Raw genomic sequence first — 20,144 nt, 5'->3', positions numbered from 1 at the left:
CTGTTCAACCGGGGATGCATGCCATATCCCATCTCTGAGGTTATGGCATGCCGCTCCTCCTCTTTAATTCGCTGCACTTTTTTTGACAGGCTGTGACACATTCAGGTCCTCGGCACGACTAATCTAATAACACCAACAACAAAAAGCAGGGACAAAGTGAATACGCAACCTTCATTCGAACAGATGCTCGCAGAGAACGACGGGCGAATACGGTATATCGCTTCACGCTATGGCGGCCCCGGCGAGCGCGATGATATGTATCAGGAGATCCTGCTGCAATTGTGGCGCAGCTATGAAAGCTTTTCGGGGCAGGCATCAATCGGCACCTGGGTGTATAAAGTGGCGCTCAACACCGCCAATTCATTTGTCAAAAGCAGGATAAAGCGCAACGACCTCCACCACAACATATCAAATCAGGTTGCGCAGCAATCAGAAGCTGAGCACACAGGCTGCCAGGCCGATATTCTGACGCAGTTTATGGATCAACTGGGCGATATTGATGCGGGCGTGCTCATCATGTATCTGGACGGGCTCAAATCGGAGGATATTGCAGAGGTTCTGGGAATAAGCGATAACGCAGTACGCTCGCGAATTAAACGCATTAAGCGTGAGTTTGAGCAAAACTTTGTAGGAGATGAGTCATGAAACTGGATGATCTAAAGCAAAATTTCGAGCAACAAATTCAATCGAGCAGCTCAGAGGCAAAACTGACGTTGCAGGTCGACGAACTGAAAGCCAAAACCAAAAAATATCAGCGCGACATTAAAGTGCGCGATTTTATGGAGATCTCCATTTCATTGCTGCTTATTCCCGTCTGGCTGTATGGCCTGTCTATCAGTGTTAACTGGATGCAATCTTTGGGATGTGTGCTGGCAACGCTCACCAGCTTGTATATTCCGTATAAACTGCTTAAAGCCCGACGTCTGACCCCCACCAAAAATGACAGTCTCCGTGCGTATTTACACCAGGAGCAACAAAGGCTCGCTCAGCAAAAGCAGCTACTGGAAACTATTGTGTGGTGGTATATTGCGCCGGTTTTTGTCAGTGTCATGTTGATCACGCTGGGTGCCAATATGGATGACGAAGGGGTAATTCGACTCGAGAGCCATATGCAAGTGTATTACCTGCTGGTACTGCTTGGCATGGTGGGGATCTACTTTTGGAATAAACGCGCTGCCGAAAAAAGGTTTGGCCCTTTACTTGCTCGCGTTGAGCAACAGCTTAACGAACTGAACGGTGAATAAGCCCATTACTACAATTGAGCCCCGGCAGGTTTACCGGGGCTCAGCGCACTAGATCGCCTGCGCAGGTTCTGCCTCATAGGCCCGCTGAAGCAGCGTGCGCAAAGATTCAGACTCGCTAAGCCTGTGCCCCGAAATTTCAGCCACCGCCACACCCGGTGTCCAGGAGTTCATCACCACAGCCCCACGCAGCGATGGCAAGCTCGCCAATGTCACAGGCTCGGTGCGCTGCTCGATATTGAGTATACGTAGTTGCCGCTGTAGCATACTCATCATGGTGCCTTGTAGTTTAGGCGCCTGCGGCCAAATCACCGCTTCACCATCCCAGAAGGCCAGATTCCAGATGGTCCCTTCACTCAGGCAACCAGCTTTATCTATGAATACCGCATCATCATAGCCCTGCTCGACCGCCCTGTGGAGATAGTAAGTTTTGCTGATTTCGCCAACATGCTTAATGTCTGGCAATGGCCGACTATACTCGGTGGCCAGCAGTTTAAGCGGTCCGGTTGGTCCATTTGCAGGTGCGCCAGTGCGCACCATTATTTCAGGCTGGCCATTCATACTGGCAGTGGTGAACTCTCCATGGGCAGAATACATAGTCACGGTCAAAGACGCGTCTTTGTCCGATGCTGCCGTGGCAGTGCGAACTGAAGCCAGGATATCCGCGTCAGGCCGCGCTTGCCCAAACAACGCCACCGACGCGGTACGCAACCTGTCCAGGTGCAAGTCCATGCCCTTAACCCTGCCATCACGTACCTGCATAGCGGTAAAGTGTGCAAAGCCGGCAAAGGCCAGGGGGCTCAACGGTGAACTCTGAAGCAGCGCGCCGTTAATCACAGTTTGTGGTGTAAAGGTGTGTTCATTCATACAATTAACTCCCAGTTTGAATGCATTAATGGAAGCCAGTACTATAAACCCTAACAGTACTGTGAGAGTCAAGGGAGCAAAATGAAAATTGGTGAATTATCAAAACAAACGGGGATCAGCATTCGCATGCTGCGGTATTACGAAGAGCAAGGGCTGCTTCACCCCATGCGGACCCAGTCGGGCTATCGCAATTACACACCAAACGATGTGCAAACGCTGACGCGTATTCAGTTACTAAGTGCTGCGGGCATGACGCTCAATACTATTTTACAGTTTCTCCCCTGTATTCGTGGTGACAGACCAATTTTTGAGCCCTGTGACGAGCTTCGAACCCTGTTGCATCGCGAAATAAAAGCGGTTGATGAACAAACGGCGCGGCTGGCCGAGAGTAAAGCGATACTCAGTCGGTTTTTAGCAGAAATTGAGCGCGACTGAATGAATAACGTCTGCGCCTGACACTCGCTTACCTCACCTGAAGCACGAAAAGCTAAGATATTAGTATTAATCACCACATCTTCTGTTTAATTATTGAACAGCAGTGGTAACATAAAAGAAACCATTCATTAACCAAACTAAAAAGGACACTTTTATGAAACTAAAGTCAGCACTGCTACTCGGCGCTTTATGGATGATCCCGTTCAAATCGCTGGCAGCTATGGATCTGCCCCAATACAAACATCAGGCATTATATGGGGATAAAAGTCGATGTGAGAGCATAAGACCGCCAGTCCGAATTGGGCCGTATATTGACTACGCCCTGCATATTGGTGCCATTACCGAGCGCGCCGCAAACTGGGGCAGAGCCAACGGCTACTACCCTGTTACCGACATGTTCAGCAATGACATTATAGCTATCTGCCGGGTATTCTAAGTTTAAGGAGCCTCTGGGATCTCAGAGGCTTCCTCGTGCTCGGGCTACCGCTCAGGTCCACGCGCTCTTTATTGCATCGCACGGTTTTCCGGCAAAATGCAGCTTCATCAGTTGCGCGATCTTATCCTTTAACCAGCCCGGACCAAAATCGGCGATATCATTATGCCGCGCTTTGGGAATGGTCACCACACAGCTACCAAACTCGGCTTGCTCTGCCTCGCTGGGTAACACGCCTGGATCTGCCGCAAAATCGCTGGCGCGTATCGACAGTACTTTAATCTCTTTGGTTTTTGGTAATGGCACACGGCGGTGGTCTAACGTAATGATCTGTTTCACATAAGGCTTGCCTTCATTGCCCAGCCAGGCAGAAATATCACCGCCATTAGAATGGCCAACCAGAGTTAAATGATTAAAATCGTACCCGGTCATAGTGCTTTGTAATTCATCGTGTAAAAACGCCAGTGTTTTTGCACCACGCTGCCAGTTTTCGCTGCGCGTTTCAAACAAATTGCCAGAGACAGAAAGCGGCGGATCGCCCGGCAACTCATGCCCGATTGCGACCACCAGATACCCATGCTTGTTCAGCACTTTGGCTAAGAAGGTGTAATCAGTATGCGACATACCGTAGCCCGCGCCGAGAAACGCCACCGGACAAGGGGCTTTTTCACTGCATTGTGCGTGAGATTCGGGGTAAGTGATCTCAACCGGAATGGCTCTGTCACGGGCTTTATCGTAAACGCTGACCGGTTGAACGTCGGCCACGGCGGTACTCAGCCAGCAGGCAGCTACCAGACCAAATCCTTTTAAAAACTTCATTAAAACTCCTGAACTACATCGTTAAAAAAAGCCGCATTGCGCGGCTTTTCCGTTATTTCTTATATTTTTCGAACCACGCTAGCGTGTGCTCTATTTTACTAATCATCCGCGAAGGACGCCCGGCAATGCCATGGGGTGCACCCGGAATTTTCACCAGCACGGAGTCAATTTTACGGTGTTTTAATGCCTGATAAAACTGCTCTGTTTCAGCCATTGGGGTACGCAAGTCTTCCTCGCCCGTCATCAGCATAGTCGGCGTAGTGACATTACCAACCAAAGACAGCGGCGAGCGCTCCCAGTAATGGTCAACATGCTCCCATGGCATCCCCGGGAACTGAGTAGGGATCTGCACCAGGCCACTGTCGGCCGTCAGTACTTTACTTAACCAGTTGATCACCGGCTTAACCACTACTGCGGCGTTAAAGCGGTCGGTCAGGCCAATGGCATAGGCCGTGGCAATACCACCTGCGGAGCCACCGGCGATAAACAGGTTATTCTGATCGATAAAGCCCTTCGCGATCATGGCGTCTACGCCCGAGTTGTGATCGGCAAAGTCTTCTTTTGAGCTGTACTTGTATTTGAGCAACATGGCAAAGCGCTCACCATATGAGCTACTACCACGATGGTTATCGTAAAACACCACGTAACCCTGCGCCGCATAGCGCTGTAACTCAGCCGAGAAGTGGGGACCATAGGCCAGGTGTGGACCACCGTGGATCTCCATCAATAGCGGGTACTTTTTACTCGGTTCAAAATCCGGCGGCGTAATGTACCAGCCCTGAATGGGTTCACCATCGAACGATGACTTGTAAGTGATCTCGTGCACTTTACCCAGTGTTTTGTGCGCCAGTAAGTCTTCGTTCAGCGCAGTCAGCGACTTCACTTTACCTTTACCGGTTGTCACTGCCACATCCGCAGGACGCGAGCTGGAGCCTTTGGTAAAGGCAATTTCACCATCAAAGTTAGCACTGAACTGACCGCTCAGATAGGGGCGGCCCAGCGTGGTGCCCGACAGCGTATCGGTGAGATCTTTGATTTTACCTTTGGTGGTAATGGTGGCCAGCTTGCGCATACCGTGGTCATCGTAGGCTATGGCCAGCTTAGCGCTGCCTATCCAGCTTGGGTTTTGGATTGAACGGTCAAAGTCTTTCGCAATCATGCGAGATTGCTTGCTTTGCCAGTTCATAATGTTCAGTTTGTGATTGCGATACGGGTTTAGCTCGCCCGATGAGCTCAAAAACGCCAGCTGCTTGCCATTTTCTGAAAAGCTCGGAGAGTGCTCGCGACCCGGTGCATTGGTCAATTGCGTGATCTTACCTGCAAAATCAACCTCAAACAGATCGCCTTCTAAGCGTTTGTATTCCCAGTCTGCAATGCGGTTAGCCGAGAACACTATGCCTTTAGAGTCGCTGCGCCAGGCCAGTTTACCACTGTGATGGTAGTTACCTGAAGTCAGCTGACGAGGCGTGCCGCCTTCACTTGGCAACACAAAAATCTGCCGATACCCTGGCTTGACCAGACCTCGCCCGTCCGCCTGGTAGTAAGCTTTATCAATCACAATGGCCGACGCTGACCACTGCGCGCCTTTGGGCTTAGCGGGCATTTTGGCAATCACTGCCGGTTTTTCTTCTACTTTCTGGCTAAATGCCAGCCATTTACCATCTGGCGACCAGGTCAGGTCACCTATCCCAGACTGTAACTGGGTCAGCAAAGCCGTGCGGTTTTGCGCAATATAATGCACATGCACCTGAGTGCTGCCAGAAACATCGCTCAGAAAAGCAATTTTACTGCCATCGGGTGACCAGCGCGGCTGATGATAACGGTTTTCGTCTGAGAACAACGGAGACTGTACGCCGGTTTTAGCATCCACCAGCCACAGGTTTTGTCTTTTGGCGTCTTTCATTACATCGTTGCTGTTACGCACGTACACCACTTGCTCACCATTGGGCGAAATCTGTGGATCGCTTGCATACTCCAGCTCAAAAATATCTTCAGCCTGTAGCCCGGCACTTGCCTGCGCCAATACGGGTAGTGTTGCAAACGCCAGCAAGGAGCATTGCAAAGTACGTTTGAGTCCAAAAGGCATGGACAGCCTCCTATTGTTGTCTTTTTAATAAGAGCCACATAGTTATGCAGTGCGCCACAGATGTCACTTGATACGCGATAAAAGCAGATAAAAACCCGATGTGTTATAAGGTCACACTGTTAATGGGCTTTCAGACAATCAGTTAAAGCCACTCCAGCTGTTTATAAGGCCGAACTTTAAGCGCATCCAAACGGCTGGTCAGATTGCCCGCATGCAATTCCAATTTGTGTCCGTCCGGGTCCAGAATATACAAAGAGCTACCTTCACTGGAATTTTGCTTCCACTGTTTTGTGCCGCCAGCCAGCACCTTCTGGCAATAGCCGGAAAAGTCCGCATCAGATACCGTAAAAGCAATGTGCGTATAGTCCGTTTTGGCACTTGGGGTATCGCACGACAGACAAAACCACAACTCACCGACTGATAAGTACGCCCCCGTCTCCCATTTGACGTGACCGGTAAAGCCCAATACATCCATATAAAAGTGTATTGATTGCTGTAAATCACTGACTGCTATAGTGATATGGTTTAATCCTGTGATCATGTTCTCCCCCCAAAATCTTTACGAATGTGGTAAACGCTTGCACATCACAACCACATTTACACCTCGATAATTCACTCGCTCCTGGGCCTGCCAGCCCAGGCGAGCGTACAAACCACCATCTTGCTGCTCGGTTTGCAAATGCAATTCCCGAACGCCAAAAGAGATAGCCAGCTGCTCGACTTTTTGTACCAGTGCCGATGCAACTTTGTTTCCTCTCGCATGGGTTGCAACATAAACCCCGCCCAGCCAGTAGGTTTTATCCGGGTAGATGGTCATTTCATGAAAACGTAACTGAGCCGTGCCAATGGGCGCATTATCTTGCATCAGCAGCACGATTAACGGGATAGCATCCGTTTGCAGATACTCGGTGAGCTTGTCTTCAAATGAAGACAAAGAGGCTTCGGGCACGATAGCGCCCCACTGTTCAAAATACCATTTTGCGACCAGCGGCTTAAGCTCGGGTCGCTCGGCGAGAAAACAAAATTTCAATGGCGTCATTCCTTGTATGATTGATAGGCACTAATACCTCAATATTAATGTCTCAATATTGGTACGTGTGCAAGTATGTATGCAATTAAAAGACAGCCCTGTCAGTATGTCCTCTGGTTTGACCCCAAACAGCACAGGAATACACGAACTAACTCACGTAAACTGGAAAACGTAACTCAGCTAACTCTCCCTTGAGCAAAGGCTTTAGCGGTGCTAGTTTATTATTTCTTATCGCAAGCAGTGGTGAGCACGGATCGCTTTTAGCATGCAGTCCGGGCTCAGATTAATCTCGCTGCATTTTTTAACAGGACCGCGAGTCAATCGTTATGGCTACAAGCTACAAATTAACCAGGCTGAAAGCTGGCAGGGATTACATTGCTGACAATTTTCAAACGCCACTTAGCCTGGCTGATATGGCACAGCAGGCATATCTCTCGCCCTACCATTTTTTACGTGTTTTCAAGCATACTTACGGTGAAACGCCCAACGAATTTTTGATCCGGCTCAGAGTTGAGCAGGCAAAGAAAATGCTGATCACAGAGAATTATAGTATTTCAGAGGTGTGCGAGCATGTGGGTTACACCAGTCTGGGCAGCTTTTCTTCGTTGTTTTTAAAACAAACGGGTATGGCGCCAACTTTGTATCGGCGCAAGCTGTGGGCTTTGTCGGCTGAGCCATTTTGCTTTCCCGCGCGGGCCATTCCTGCCTGTTACGCTTTTCACTTTTTAGGCAAATAGCGCAATATTGGAGAAACCCTCGCTGGATTTTATCTGTACAATAAAAGCGAACTCACAATAGGGAATATAACCATGATCACATCCATAGCACATGCAACAATCTATGTCCTCAACCAGGACGAAGCACTTGATTTTTATAAAAATAAGCTCGGATTCGAAGTTGGTGATGACATGCAAGTAGAAGGCGGTTTTCGATGGCTGACGGTTTATCCGAAATCAAACTCTCAGCTTCAGCTGGTCCTGGCCGAGCCTAAAGAGGGCCCCATGTTCAGCAAAGACGCAGCGGATAAAATCCGTAGCCTGGTCAAAGAAGGCGCATTTGGCGCGGGCGTGTTCGAAACGGAAAATTGCCAGCAAACGTACGACGCACTTGTCGCCAAAGGCGTGGAATTTATGCAACCGCCCACAGAGCAGCTATACGGCATTGAAGCAATGGGTGTAGACAACTCAGGGAACTGGTTCAGCCTAGTCCAGCGATAAATGAACGACTGTAATTAGCCGATGGGCCGCTGTTCGCAGCCCATCGGCTAGTGACTAATTGCTGAAGGCGCAATTTCAAAGTACCCAACTAGGACGATTTTTTGGTGAGATAGATAAACAAACCCAGGGCTGCCAATAACATGGCGGTACTAGTAATAATTGCCACCGGGTAATATAGATTGCCTGCCAGCTCAAGCTGACTGTATTTAATCACCATGATCAACCCTTCCAGCGAAAGCGCTACACACACCATACCAACAAACTTTGGCAGTGCGCGCTGAATGCCCGACACTTCTTCGGAGCTGGTTTCTCGCACTTCTGCGTATTCAGCATTGATAATGATTGCCAGCTCAAACACCGCCAAACCAATAATGCCGGTATTAATTGAGTTAAGGAAAATCTGCATCACTTCTTCACCTGCCAGGAAGGAGGCATAGATATTACTGATCAAAGACACAACGATAGCGAGTGCGAGTAATAAAAAAATTAACGCAAATACCAGTGAAAAAGACCGTTTGAGATGCTCTGTTACAACTTGCTTAGATAGGCTCATAATACGATTCCAATACCTCGACAATGACGGTCATTATTCAGCGCTAAACATAAGTTTCTCGCATGAATAGTAGGTTCAAAACGCTTTAATCATTGCACAGCCTGGCTGAAAGCGGCCTTAACGAGGTTGCAGCCAACTCTGAGGCTTGCATGTGTAGTTAGGCTCCCGGCCCTCAGAGCTGGGACACAACCCCATTAGCAAAGCTATTGCTATTCCTTTGCAGCAAAAAGCTGTTCAAGCAATTGCCGTGAAAGCTTCACGCCTTGCTCTGTAAACTGAACCGATTTTTGCTTTCCCCTGGGGTCGTGGATTAAGCCTTTTTCGTAAAGCCTGCTCATCACTACCCAGTCAATTTGCTTCCAGGCACGGCCATCTTCGTTCAGTGTCAAAGACAGTATCGCCAGCGCCGCGTCATCAATTTTATGCTCATCTATGTTCATTGAAACCTCCATCCGTAACCCGTTGCTTATCAACAGCCGTCACTAAAAACTCCCACCCTTTTTACCGACAGCCCCAAAAAAACCAAGCATCATCTTCATATTAGCTGCCAAACTGTTCACACACAGCTAAAAGCAAGAAAACAACCCTTGTTGTTAGGTCAATATTACTATTTCGTTAAATTATCAAAGAGGTTTTAATACCTCTTGATCTCGCGAGTATCAATACGCCCATTTTCACATGGGGAACATCCTTAACAAAAATAGCAAACAGCTGGGCTTTTGGGCCTGGCTGAGGGATTGGTATGGCTACTTTACACGCAAGATATAAAACATGGCTGATTAAATTCAGTGGCTTAGCGCTAATACTTTTTAGCCTGGGCGCCAAAGCAAACAATGACTGGCTCATCGGCTCTGGGATCTACGATATTACCGGACCGGCCGCCGACCGTGGCATGGTGGGATATGGTGACGTTGGACAAACCACAAAAGGCATACATACGCGATTGTGGTCACGTGCGTTTGTGATTGGCAAACCGGGCACCAGTCAATTCATCTCCTTTGTCAGTGCCGACCTACAAAGCATTACGCAAGGGGTACATCAGGGTGTGCTCAAAAAGGTGGCAAGCGATCCTGTACTGGCGCCTTTTTTCAATCAAAACAATGTGATGCTCAGTGCAACCCATGTCCATGTAGGGCCAGGCGGTTATGATCACAACATCATGCTGAATATGAGTGCCCTTGGCTATGATGAAGACAATTACAACACCATAGTTAATGGTATCTACCTGTCTATCCGCAATGCCTTTTTAAGCCGCGACGCTGGCAGCATTCATATTAATCAGGGCCAGTTATCGAACACGGCGGTTAACCGTAATCCTACCGCCTATAACCAGAACCCGGATGCGGGAGACTACGCAACCAATGTCAACGAAACCATGACGCTGTTAAAACTGGTGCGAAGCAATGGCCAGGAAATTGGCATGATCAACTGGTTTGGTGTGCACAATGTCTCGAGTAATCAAAGCCAGCGGCTTATAACGGGCGACAACAAAGGTGTTGCTGCACAGTTATTTGAAAAACAAAAAGGCGCTAACTGGCCGCTGTCGGGTCAATTTGTTGCTGCCTTTGCCAACAGTGAAGAAGGCGATGTATCGCCCAATGTGTGCGGCCCTGAAAACGGCTGTGCGGGCAATAATGAAGCCAATGTCGCGCTATCGGCAAATAAGCAATATAACAAAGCACTGAGCCTGTATAACAACGCAACAGACACCCTCAGTGGTGCATTAGACGTGCGCTTTCAGTACGTTAAATTACCCGGCCTGAGCATCTCGGGGCACTACACCGGCAACGGAACGCAGTCTTTGTGCCAAGGCGCGATTGGTTTTTCGATGACTGCGGGGGCCACCTATGACGGGCCGTCTGGTCAGTCGGGTGTATTTGAAGGTATGACCCAGGACAACGAAGGGTCAAGCTGGGATCGCACCACAGTGATCGGCGCAGTGGGCGGAGCGTTTAAGTTCATTAACGATTTTGGCGGCCTGCTCGGGTTCGATAAAAATGTACTGGGCAGCAAAACACATGAGGCATGTCAGTATCCCAAACCCACCTTTTTGCCGACTCAGCTGGGTAGCAGCGCACACCTCTATACCGACACACTGCCGTTTCAGCTCTTTCAGATTGGCAATATGGCGCTTGTGGGTATTCCGGGAGAAATGACCACCATGGCCGCGCGCCGCCTGCGCAATGACTTGCAGGCAGCCCTTGCGCCTCGCGGCATCACGACTGTGGTATTTGCCGGACTCGCCAATGCTTATGGTGGCTATATCACCACCAAAGAAGAGTATCAGATCCAATATTACGAGGGCGCGCATACTTTATTTGGTCAGTACAGCCTGGCGGCTTACCGTCAGATTTTTGCCGGGCTCGCCAGCGCCATGGTAAACAATCAAGCTGTCGCGAGTGGTCCCAGCCCGCTGGATTGGTCAAACAAACAAAAAGTGTATGCCATTGGGGTGGTTTACGATGATAAACGCCTGTGGGAGTCTTTCGGACAAACCTGGAATGATGCCAACAACAGTTACGTGCGTGGCAATACGGTTAAGGTGAAGTTTCGCTCCGGCCACCCTCAGAATAACTTTAAAACCATGTCGAGCTTTATGGAAGTGCAGCGCTATGAAAATGGTGGCTGGTCAACCGTCTTAACCGATAACGATCTGAGCACCAAATTTACCTGGATCCGCGATACCGCAGCGGATTGTATGGCCTGCTCGTTCGCACAGCTGGAATGGACCATAGATGCAGATATGCCCGCCGGTACCTATCGCATAAAACACAATGGCCACTGGAAAAGCGGCTGGGGTGGAAACATAAAGAGTTACTCAGGCAAAAGTCGAACCTTTACCGTCAAATAAGCTGGCAACATAAATAAGCTGACCAACCAGGCCATCTCCATGGCCTGGTTTTCTATTTGGCCTTATCTGGCTACAATATCAAGCCCTCAGCGCAACCCCAGCGGCGCCACGTAATCCGCATTGGGCAAATCAAAACACGCATTCATTGTTGCGGCATATCGAAACTGAAACGGCTGCGGCTCAATGTCCAGCGACTTAAGCATTTGCGCCTTAGGACCATCGCCCAGGATCAACATTTTGGGGTCATCCCCGCCTTTTTGCCAAAGCCGGCTGAGGTATTTATTCACCCTGAAGCTACCCTTAAAATGGGTAGGACTTTGCAGCAAACGATTATCGCGCAGAGAATACAGGTTGGACGAAACATCAAACGCCGTCGCCTTGCCCTGCGTCGGCACCCGCAGGGTAAAATATGGCTTGTCCTCGCCATCATAAGCCTGGGTTGTGCTGAACTGGTTGTCCTCTGCGATTTCCACTGTTTCAACGGCTTTGGGCAACCCCCAGATCTGCTGGCCGCGAATGCGGTTCTCTTGTGAGGTAACTGGCATATGAAACACGTAAAAGCCAAATTTTTTGAAGCCGGGCACCACCATTGGCAAAACCGGCACATTGAGGGCTGCGTCAACCATCACCGGGATCGTCATGGCAATTTCATTATAAGGTGCCATACCTAACACCTGCTTATACTGATAGCATGAAAACGTCACCAGCGCCCGCCCTTTGGGCATAGCCACAGGTTTCATCTTCGGGTGTGGCAACAATGCCTGCGCCTTTTGGTAGTCACACAAAAACACACCAATCGCGCAGCTGACATTAGCGTATAGCGTAGGAAACAAATAGTTTTTGCTAATACTGGCAGTTAATTGCAGCGGCGCCTGGTCATGACGAAGTGTAAAACGCTGAAAAAACGGCGCACTGAACTGGGTGCGGTTATCTAATAGTTCCGCTGAAAGCTGATAATTGGGTTTCATATTGTCCCCTGCAAATTCATGACTGCTCATAGTGAACAGCCACGCGACGTTGGCCAATAGTAGATTTAACCTAAATGCGTCTGATAATCTGATCTCTACCCGCTCACAGCCCGTGCGCAACAAAGAATAACAACACGGACAAAATAACATTATGACAACCCATTTAAACCGTGCGGCTTCAGATTCAGAAGCCTTTATCAGCACCTTATATCGAGAGGCCACGCGCATTGCGCCGGAAAATTACCGGGTCTGGGCGCTCGAGCAACTATCCAGAGTCATCGACTTTGACGCCGCGTTCTGGGGCAGCGGCAACAGTGCAGATATTCACTTTCATTATGCTTGTCATCTTGGTTTAGACGAGCAATATGCCCACCACCTGCAACAAACATTAGCCATTAATCCGATAAAAGAGGCGGTGATCAATAACCTCGGCAAGCCGGTCAATATGCAGGATGTCATCGCCGATGATGCCTTTTATCAGTCTGAGTTATATCAAAAATTGTTTAAACCCTATGGCATTGAACGCATTCTGGCTGCGGGTCATTTTGATCAGGACAATGGCCTGTATTCACTGATCAGTTTATATCGCTTCGACCGCCAACAGGTTTTTACCGAGCAGGAGCGCCAGTTACAGGAGCGGCTGGTATTTCACCTGGTCAACGCCGTCTCTCACGCCTTTTTTCTGCACTTGCGCGTTGGCAGTGTGCTGCAACAAACCCAGGATCAGGCTACGTCTGCCATTTGCGACAGTAACGGGTGTTTCCATCAGGTGCAGCCGCGCTTTGTCGCGTTATTGAATGAGTATTTTCCCAATCGCACCGGGGTGACCCTGCCCTTTGCGATAGGTAAAGACCAAACCACCGTGGAAATTAATAACCTGGCGGTTTCGTTTCGTGCGCTTGGTGAGCTGTTTATGGTTACGCTTAGACTGCCCGGTCCGCTCGACACCCTGAGCCCACGCGAACGCCAAATTGTTGAATGGGTGTGTAAGGGCCTGACTTTTAAGGAAGTTGCCAAACAGCTGAATGTGGCTCCTTCAACCGTGTCTAATCATTTATACCGAATTTACGACAAAATAGGGATAAACAGCCGCAGTGAACTGGCACAACTGGTGGATAGCCAGCGCACTGGGTGAAGTGAGTCGGGTCCGGGGCTGTATCAGCGCTAACCGCTGGATATAAGTACGCAGAGCACCTATCACACTTTATTTAACCCGCCCGGTTAGAGAGCCGAGTGGCGTTAAGCAGTTCCCGGGTCGCAAGCGCCCGGGATGACAAAGGGTGGCGTATCAATTAAAGCACTGGCTTTGCAAGTCCAAACCCACATTTGTACTGCGCCTCTTTTTCTAAACTGCCACACTGTGATAGCTGAGCGGTTACCTTTGCAAAATCATTAACGACAGGCTGACCAGTGGTGCTGCGATGACAACTCTCTGCGCGGTAAGCTGAATATGCCACTTTAGGGAGCGCTTCATGAGAATAAATGTCCGCAATCACCTCGAGCATTTGTTCACCCAATAGCCGCTGTGCAGACATACTCTTTGGATAACCTGCTAATACTTCTTTTGATGGTAAGGGAGCTAGCATTTGTTGTTTGGTTTTCCCCTGGCTTTTGTGTGAAAATGCAGAATCTACTATTTGGGTCAGCTGAATACACACTAGCGATGACTGCCTGTTTTCAGTTTGTGCAGCACCTTGCATTGAAGTCACAAGTAAGATGATTGCCAAAATATACTTCATATTATTCCTTTTATTTGTAAAACGATGCGTATATGGCTGAAAATCAGCTCGAAAGTTTTTGCCCGGCAGTTAACACATCGCCTGTTATTTATTCATTACTCTGCTGTGATTCAGCTCGCTTGTTATTCAAACCAAGAGGTAACTTACTAGGCATATACAGGCAACATTCCCTCACATCAGCAAGACCAGCTTCATAACTGATAACAGAAACATCGTGAGTATTATATGCAACAGCTCCAACACCGGCCATGTGAATATCTCCACCGAACTCAACAAAATAGTACCTGCCGGGTAACACATCGAGCGTAATCGTCTTACCTGGAGTCAAAGCGAACAGAGGCCAGCTTATATCGATACGGTTCTTCCCAGGCGCTAAGAAAGTCCAGGAAAATGCATCGTTGGGAAGCGTAGCAAAGTCATTACCATTAACTTTGGCGGTTACTGAATACATTAACGGCGGAACCATTTTCCTGTATAGAACGAGGACTGCTTTGTCGCCATCCGGCTCGCCAACATTTGCATTAGCGTAAGTAGCGGCACTTTTGGGTGGCTGTGCACACCCCAAGACAAACAAAATCACAAGCCCAAATAAATATCTCATTTTTTCTCCTTTTATAATTCTTCACTAACAAGTGCAGACCATTTATTTATCCAATTGAGCCTTAATCACGTATACATGAGTTTAAAGCAATGCCGCCTGCTCAACCACAATGGCATGGCGCTGAGCCAGGCGCAGGTGATCTTTGTCGTAGCCGCCGCCAATCACAGTAGCAACCGGAATACCGGCTTGCTGACAGGTTTTAAGCACCTGGGCATCGCGCTGCTCCAGGCCGCGCCAGCTGATATCCAGTTTGCCCAGGCCATCGTGCTCCCAGATATCTACACCGGCATCGTACAGTACCAGATCCGGGTTTACATCACTCAGCAGCCCTTTTAGCGTGTCTGCAACAATACTCAGGTACTGGGCATCTTTGAGGTTGTTCGCCAGGCCGATATCCAGGTCGCTTTGGTGTTTACGAAACGGAAAATTTTTTTCGCAATGGATGGAGCAGGTAAATACGTAAGGGTGGTGTTTAAGCATGGCTGCCGTGCCATCCCCCTGATGAACATCCAAATCAAAGATGAGCACATTATTTACCTTGCCTTGCTCTATCAGAGTTGTGGCGGTAAAGGCTAAGTCGTTCACCATGCAATAGCCAGAGCCAAAGTCATAATGCGCATGGTGAGTGCCCCCGGCCAGATGGCAGGCAATGCCATTTTGCAGCGCCAGTTCGGCCGTTTTGAGTGTGCCAAGCGGCGCAGTAAAGGTCCGTGCCATAAGTTGTTCCGACCAGGGCAGGCCAATGCGGCGCATGGCTTTATCATCCAGCTGATTGCGCCATAAGTCCCACAGGTAGGTATCGCAGTGCACCGTTTCCAGTGCCTCTGGCGACCCCAGCGGAGGCTGATAAAGGTTGTCGCCAATTAACCCCAATGCCTTCACCTGCTGATATAAATTGGCGAATTTACTCATCACAAAGCGATGATTTGGGTCAAAACTAAATGAATAGTTGGGGTGATACATCAAGGGCAAACGGGTATTAAGGGGTTGGCGATTTATATACATATCCAAAACAAACCAAAACACGGATGGCGTGAGTGTAACGCATCTTTCCAGCTAAGGGTTAGTGTGGCACCATATCTGTCCCTTTACTTTGCCTGATTTGCCTTATGGAACTGAACTTTGCCGATTTTTCGCCAACCCAGATTTATCACCTGATGACTCAAACCGTGATCCCACGGCCCATTGCCTGGGTGTTAACCGAGTCGGGCGAGCAAAACTACAATCTGGCCCCCTTTTCTTATTTTACAGCGGTATCGAGCGCCCCGCCTTTGTTGATGTTTTCAGCCGGAAAAAAGCCCGGCGGGGAAATCAAAGACACAGTGAAAAACATTAAAGCCACGCAGCGCTGTGTGATCCACATCGCCTCGGAGCAGGATGCTGAGTTAGTGACGCAAACTGCCGCAACTTTGCCCCATGGCGAGTCTGAGGTCACAGCAAACAACATCGCACTGGCCGAATTTAACGGCTTTACCATGCCGCGGATAGCCCACTGCGATATCGCCTACGGCTGTGAGCTGTATGAAGTGCAGGAAATTGGCGACACGCCACAAAACTTGGTGTTTGTGAAGATAGTCAGTTTATACCTGAGCGATAAAGTAACCGAGCTGGACCACAAACAGCGGATTAAAGTGCACGCCGATAAAGCCGCGCCACTGGCACGCCTTGGCAGCGCGGAGTATAGCGGGATCACAGCGCCGTTTACTAAGGCAAGGCCTGATTAATCAGCAGAGCTGCCAGCTGTTTAAAGCTACCGGCTCGGGCTCTATGATCTGCAAGCGCAGTGAGACACCTCACAGCGCTTGCTCAATATAAGCTCAACTGATCCGCATGTTTAGGCAATCACTAAAAACCCAACAAACGCGATGCAAGCGGCCAGCAGTGCGTAAGGCAGCTGGGTAATGGCATGACTGACTAGGTTACAGTCCGAACCTTGCGCCGCTAACACGGTGGAGTCGGAGTAAAAGCATGCCTGGCTACCAAAAGACGATGCCGACAACAAAGCGCCAATCACCAACGGAATATTTGCATCAACCGCCACCGCCAGAGGCAATACAATGGGAATGGTGACGGCAAATATGCCCCAGCTCGACCCGGTTGCAAAAGCCAGAATTGCCATAGATAAAAACACCATCGCCGGTAGCAACCCGGCCGTCATGTATGGGCTCAGGGTATTGATCACATATTGTGGTAACAACAGTTGATCACACACGTCCTTAAAAATAAACGCCGCAATCACAGTGCCAATGGCAGGTAACATGCACTTAAACCCATTGATCATTTGCTCCAGCATATCGGCCAGTGGCATCAATCGCTGTGCCAGATAAAACGGCACAGTCACAGCCAGCGTCGCCAGCAGGCCTTTCCACACATCAATGTCAAAATATACCGTAAAGGCCACCAGCAAACCCAAAGGCAGTAAGAAGTTGTACAACTTGCCTTGGGTATCTGCCTGTTCAAACTCCTGCTCGATCGCTTTTGCCGCATACTGATCCGGGGTTTGCACCTCTTCAAGATCAACTTGCGCCAGCGCAGGGTTGCCGCCACGCGCCGCCAGCTCTGCTTTTTTCATTGGGCCAAAGAGCGGGATCACACCCAGCACCACCAGCGGCACCATAATCACAGCCACCCATGCGTACAGCATGTAGGGAATAGCCGCAATATACGTACTGATCCCTTGCCCTTCCGGGGCCACGCCGTTATCAACCAGAAGGCCACCAAAAAATACCGCCCAGGTCGACAGCGGAACCAGCACACAAATAGGGGCAGCCGTTGAGTCCACAACATAGGCCAGCATTTCGCGGGATATTTTGAATTTATCAGTCACCCGGCGCATGGTTTCGCCCACGGTCAGGGCATTGAGGTAGTCGTCAATAAAGATCACCACGCCCAGCACATAAGTCATCAATAGCGACGACTTGGGCCCTTTGGCCAGTTTTAAAGCACTGCGGCCAAAAGCTAGCGCACCGCCGGTATGCACCAGCAATGCAATCAGTGCACCAAAAGAGCCACAAACCAAAATCAGCCAGCCGATGGTTTCATCACCCATTACTTTAAGTGATACCGCAGCAAAGTTTGTCAGTACGCCCGATATATCCACCAAAGCCAGGCCAACCAGGGCCCCAATCACCAGAGATAAAATTGGACGACGAAGAATAATTGCCAGTGTTAACACGACAACAGGGGGAATAATGCTAATTGCACTAGGCTCAGCCATAACCATTTCCCAAATTTTTATAAACACAAAAGCACGCCTGGCAAGGCGAGCAAGTTCTGCCTAATTTTGGGTTGACTAAATGCTGTATGGCCCTCATTGAAACATCGCAGCGAAAAATAAACGCAGTTCAATGCGACGTCAATCATTTTTAGCCACTCTTTTACGATTTTTATTCAGCGAAGGCTGCATCCCTGTCTCTTTCATTTGGTTTATGTATACTAGCCGCTTTTAACTCAGCAGAAGAATAATAAGATGATTGGTATAGGCGAAGGTGCTGCCATCAGCGCTGCGTTTGTTTGGGCGTTTTCAACTTTGTTGTACAAACGCTTTAGCCACCACCTGAGTCCATTCGAGTTGAATGTCAGTAAAGGGGTGATTGCTTCAGCCTTGATGGTGTTTTGTCTGCTTCTTGTTCAGGACACCGGCTACCCAGCTCAGTTATCGAGCTGGGCCTGGCTTATCGCCAGTGGTGTGCTCGGTATTGCCATTGGCGACAGCGCCTACTTTGCCGCGCTCAGAAATATCGGCCCGGCGCGCACCTTAGTGGTAGAGAGCCTGGCACCTGCAATTGCGGGTATACTGAATATGCTGATCCTGGGCGTTTATCTGGGCCCGGTTGCCTGGCTGGGTATTCTAGTGACCACTTTTGGCGTGATGCTGGCGATAAAACCTGGCAAAGCGCAGCCTATTCCCAATCCAAAGCATTATTTTTTAGGCATCGCATTTGCGCTGAGTGCTGCAACCTGTCAGGCCGCTGGCATGGTGCTCTCCAAAGGCGCTTTAAGTAATGAATCCATCGGCAGTTTATGGGCCGCCTTGATCCGCCTTGCGTCGGGCACTTTCTTTGTTGCCTGTCTGGTCGCTTGCCTGAAATCACACAACCTCAACAAAGCACTCACGCTAAAACAGCTGTCAGGAAAACGCTGGTTATTCGTGGCGGTATTTTTTGGCACCTTTATCGGGCTGTGGTTACAGCTTATCTCCGTTAATCACACCGATCCGGCGATTGCGCAAACCATTTTCGCAACCGCTCCCTTGATGGTGATGACGCTGAGCCTAATCCGCAAAGAAGCCGTTACCAGAGCCATGCTCTGCGGCGGTGCAATTGCTTTATTTGGGGTGTTTTTGTTGTTGCAGGGGTGAGGCTACATAACACTTAACAGATAAGTAAGGAAGCAGGAACAAAGTACCTGAGCGGCACCATTGTACCTGCTTTCATATCTGCCTTACTTAAACTTGTGCTGCCAGATGCGCTTTGTAAGCTTTTACCCACTCCTTTTCGACAAACCAATCATCGCCGTTTTCTTCGATCTGCCGAATGATTTCATGGGGTGTCAGTGTATCTGCCCATTTAAAAACATACTCTGCGGTGTTGATCATCGCCTTTTTCAGCAACTCTCTGGCTTCGTCTTCAGTAACGATATCGGCACCGCGTTCAGTGATCCAGCCAGGAAGTAACCCCTTTGGCATTTCCCACTGTTTTTTAACAAAAAAGCCTTGCCTTATCGGCTCGGCCTCAATCAGCCCACCGTAGTAGAGGGGGAAATAGGCGGATGTTTCCCCACGACTATTGTGCGCGTTTGTATACTGCCATTGCTCATACGCAGGAAGCTGCATAGGGTTTATCTGCACCGGACCATAGTGATCAGCATACTGCATCGGCTGCATCGCCTGGAAATCCTCACGCTTAACATAGTTATAGAAAACTACCGTCAGATATTTTAGAAAAATGCTCTGGGAATGAGAAATATTGGCCAGTTCAAAAGCCAACATGTAATTGTCATCGGCGAAGTACCACCCGCCATTATTAAACCTGAAACCCAGAGGTAATAGATACTTGCTCCCCAGCTCTTCTGAAAGGCTATAAAATTCATTGGCTTTCATTCTGATACATTCCTTTTAATACACTCATAATTTGTCTATATCATGGGTATAGTAACGTAGAAAAGGGGTTAAAAAATACCAGCCCCACTACTTATTGGCGTAAAACAAAAGTACGTTATTCAGAAGTAAGGCCTGCCTCTGTGTTCTGTCTCCTGGTTCGCGCTCCCCAGTAAACACTTCACCCACAGTAAACCCCACTGCAA

23 protein-coding genes are annotated in these 20,144 nt (G+C 49.1%); 10 read left to right on the top strand and 13 right to left on the bottom strand.

Translation table 11 applies throughout. The annotated features are described in order from the left end of the window. Positions 1-156: 156 nt before the first annotated feature. Positions 157-645 (top strand): RNA polymerase sigma factor, encoded by a 489-nt coding sequence (locus C3B51_RS00395; RefSeq protein ID WP_130243799.1) that lies wholly within the window; start codon positions 157-159, stop codon positions 643-645. Further along, positions 642-1,244 carry a hypothetical protein gene (locus tag C3B51_RS00390; protein ID WP_130243798.1) on the top strand — a complete coding sequence of 201 codons (603 nt, stop codon included), beginning with the start codon at positions 642-644 and terminating at the stop codon, positions 1,242-1,244. Before C3B51_RS00395 ends, C3B51_RS00390 begins: the two co-directional genes overlap by 4 nt. 48 nt (positions 1,245-1,292) lie before the next feature. On the opposite strand, the gene C3B51_RS00385 is transcribed toward C3B51_RS00390, so the two are convergent. Next, positions 1,293-2,108: an aminotransferase class IV family protein gene (locus C3B51_RS00385; protein ID WP_130243797.1), complete on the bottom strand. Its 816-nt coding sequence runs from the start codon at positions 2,106-2,108 to the stop codon at positions 1,293-1,295. An 81-nt stretch (positions 2,109-2,189) separates the two neighbouring features. Between C3B51_RS00385 and C3B51_RS00380 the strand changes: the two genes are divergently transcribed. Both C3B51_RS00380 and C3B51_RS00375 read left to right on the top strand, forming a co-directional pair. Beyond that, the gene (locus tag C3B51_RS00380; protein ID WP_130243796.1) at positions 2,190-2,543 is read left to right on the top strand and encodes a MerR family transcriptional regulator; all 354 of its coding nucleotides are present in this window, start codon (positions 2,190-2,192) and stop codon (positions 2,541-2,543) included. Between the two features lie 154 nt (positions 2,544-2,697). Continuing rightward, the gene (locus C3B51_RS00375; RefSeq protein ID WP_125720422.1) at positions 2,698-2,979 is read left to right on the top strand and encodes a hypothetical protein; all 282 of its coding nucleotides are present in this window, start codon (positions 2,698-2,700) and stop codon (positions 2,977-2,979) included. Between the two features lie 51 nt (positions 2,980-3,030). Here C3B51_RS00375 and C3B51_RS00370 read toward each other — a convergent pair whose 3' ends face one another. From C3B51_RS00370 to C3B51_RS00355, 4 genes are all read right to left on the bottom strand, one after another. After that, positions 3,031-3,795, bottom strand: coding sequence for an alpha/beta hydrolase (locus tag C3B51_RS00370; protein ID WP_130243795.1), 765 nt, complete (start codon positions 3,793-3,795; stop codon positions 3,031-3,033). Between the two features lie 52 nt (positions 3,796-3,847). Then, positions 3,848-5,881: a S9 family peptidase gene (locus tag C3B51_RS00365; protein ID WP_130243794.1), complete on the bottom strand. Its 2,034-nt coding sequence runs from the start codon at positions 5,879-5,881 to the stop codon at positions 3,848-3,850. Positions 5,882-6,023: 142 nt separating this feature from the next. Next, entirely contained in the window at positions 6,024-6,422 is a 399-nt protein-coding gene (gene fos, locus C3B51_RS00360) for a fosfomycin resistance glutathione transferase (RefSeq protein ID WP_130243793.1), read from the bottom strand. 18 nt (positions 6,423-6,440) lie between these two features. Next, positions 6,441-6,911 carry a GNAT family N-acetyltransferase gene (locus C3B51_RS00355; RefSeq protein WP_130243792.1) on the bottom strand — a complete coding sequence of 157 codons (471 nt, stop codon included), beginning with the start codon at positions 6,909-6,911 and terminating at the stop codon, positions 6,441-6,443. 326 nt (positions 6,912-7,237) lie between these two features. Here C3B51_RS00355 and C3B51_RS00350 point away from each other — a divergent pair, with 326 nt between their 5' ends. Together C3B51_RS00350 and C3B51_RS00345 are read left to right on the top strand one after the other, a co-directional pair. After that, positions 7,238-7,648, top strand: coding sequence for an AraC family transcriptional regulator (locus tag C3B51_RS00350; protein ID WP_046006514.1), 411 nt, complete (start codon positions 7,238-7,240; stop codon positions 7,646-7,648). 72 nt (positions 7,649-7,720) lie between these two features. Further along, positions 7,721-8,128, top strand: coding sequence for a VOC family protein (locus tag C3B51_RS00345; RefSeq protein WP_130243791.1), 408 nt, complete (start codon positions 7,721-7,723; stop codon positions 8,126-8,128). A gap of 88 nt (positions 8,129-8,216) precedes the next feature. On the opposite strand, the gene C3B51_RS00340 is transcribed toward C3B51_RS00345, so the two are convergent. Both C3B51_RS00340 and C3B51_RS00335 read right to left on the bottom strand, forming a co-directional pair. Next, positions 8,217-8,681, bottom strand: coding sequence for a hypothetical protein (locus tag C3B51_RS00340; RefSeq protein ID WP_130243790.1), 465 nt, complete (start codon positions 8,679-8,681; stop codon positions 8,217-8,219). Positions 8,682-8,890: 209 nt separating this feature from the next. After that, positions 8,891-9,121, bottom strand: coding sequence for a DUF6429 family protein (locus C3B51_RS00335; RefSeq protein WP_130243789.1), 231 nt, complete (start codon positions 9,119-9,121; stop codon positions 8,891-8,893). 302 nt (positions 9,122-9,423) lie between these two features. Here C3B51_RS00335 and C3B51_RS00330 point away from each other — a divergent pair, with 302 nt between their 5' ends. Beyond that, positions 9,424-11,532, top strand: coding sequence for a neutral/alkaline non-lysosomal ceramidase N-terminal domain-containing protein (locus C3B51_RS00330; protein ID WP_130243788.1), 2,109 nt, complete (start codon positions 9,424-9,426; stop codon positions 11,530-11,532). 86 nt (positions 11,533-11,618) lie between these two features. Here the strand turns inward: C3B51_RS00330 and C3B51_RS00325 are convergent, their stop codons facing one another. Next, positions 11,619-12,500, bottom strand: a complete 882-nt coding sequence (locus tag C3B51_RS00325) for an acetoacetate decarboxylase family protein (RefSeq protein ID WP_165389092.1) — start codon at positions 12,498-12,500, stop codon at positions 11,619-11,621. Between the two features lie 151 nt (positions 12,501-12,651). On the opposite strand from C3B51_RS00325, the gene C3B51_RS00320 reads away from it, so the two are divergent. Beyond that, positions 12,652-13,635, top strand: a complete 984-nt coding sequence (locus tag C3B51_RS00320) for a helix-turn-helix transcriptional regulator (protein ID WP_130243786.1) — start codon at positions 12,652-12,654, stop codon at positions 13,633-13,635. 157 nt (positions 13,636-13,792) lie between these two features. Here the strand turns inward: C3B51_RS00320 and C3B51_RS00315 are convergent, their stop codons facing one another. The 3 genes from C3B51_RS00315 to C3B51_RS00305 form a co-directional block, all read right to left on the bottom strand. Further along, complete coding sequence (locus C3B51_RS00315; protein WP_130243785.1) at positions 13,793-14,239, bottom strand: hypothetical protein; 447 nt, start codon at positions 14,237-14,239, stop codon at positions 13,793-13,795. Between the two features lie 88 nt (positions 14,240-14,327). Further along, positions 14,328-14,840 (bottom strand): hypothetical protein, encoded by a 513-nt coding sequence (locus C3B51_RS00310; protein WP_130243784.1) that lies wholly within the window; start codon positions 14,838-14,840, stop codon positions 14,328-14,330. A gap of 81 nt (positions 14,841-14,921) precedes the next feature. Further along, the gene (locus tag C3B51_RS00305; protein ID WP_130243783.1) at positions 14,922-15,845 is read right to left on the bottom strand and encodes a histone deacetylase family protein; all 924 of its coding nucleotides are present in this window, start codon (positions 15,843-15,845) and stop codon (positions 14,922-14,924) included. Between the two features lie 104 nt (positions 15,846-15,949). Between C3B51_RS00305 and C3B51_RS00300 the strand changes: the two genes are divergently transcribed. Further along, positions 15,950-16,564, top strand: a complete 615-nt coding sequence (locus tag C3B51_RS00300) for a flavin reductase family protein (protein WP_130243782.1) — start codon at positions 15,950-15,952, stop codon at positions 16,562-16,564. Between the two features lie 110 nt (positions 16,565-16,674). Here the strand turns inward: C3B51_RS00300 and C3B51_RS00295 are convergent, their stop codons facing one another. Continuing rightward, entirely contained in the window at positions 16,675-18,057 is a 1,383-nt protein-coding gene (locus tag C3B51_RS00295; protein ID WP_130243781.1) for a Na+/H+ antiporter NhaC family protein, read from the bottom strand. A gap of 252 nt (positions 18,058-18,309) precedes the next feature. Between C3B51_RS00295 and C3B51_RS00290 the strand changes: the two genes are divergently transcribed. Beyond that, entirely contained in the window at positions 18,310-19,200 is an 891-nt protein-coding gene (locus C3B51_RS00290) for a DMT family transporter (protein WP_130243780.1), read from the top strand. Between the two features lie 87 nt (positions 19,201-19,287). Here the strand turns inward: C3B51_RS00290 and C3B51_RS00285 are convergent, their stop codons facing one another. Continuing rightward, complete coding sequence (locus tag C3B51_RS00285) at positions 19,288-19,941, bottom strand: hypothetical protein (RefSeq protein WP_130243779.1); 654 nt, start codon at positions 19,939-19,941, stop codon at positions 19,288-19,290. Positions 19,942-20,144 lie beyond the last annotated feature (203 nt).

Source organism: Pseudoalteromonas rubra, assembly GCF_004212645.1.
In the GTDB taxonomy this organism is placed as follows: Bacteria; Pseudomonadota; Gammaproteobacteria; order Enterobacterales; family Alteromonadaceae; genus Pseudoalteromonas; species Pseudoalteromonas rubra_G.
Note: the sequence above shows the minus strand (reverse complement) of the source record. Positions and strands in the feature narration are given on the sequence as shown.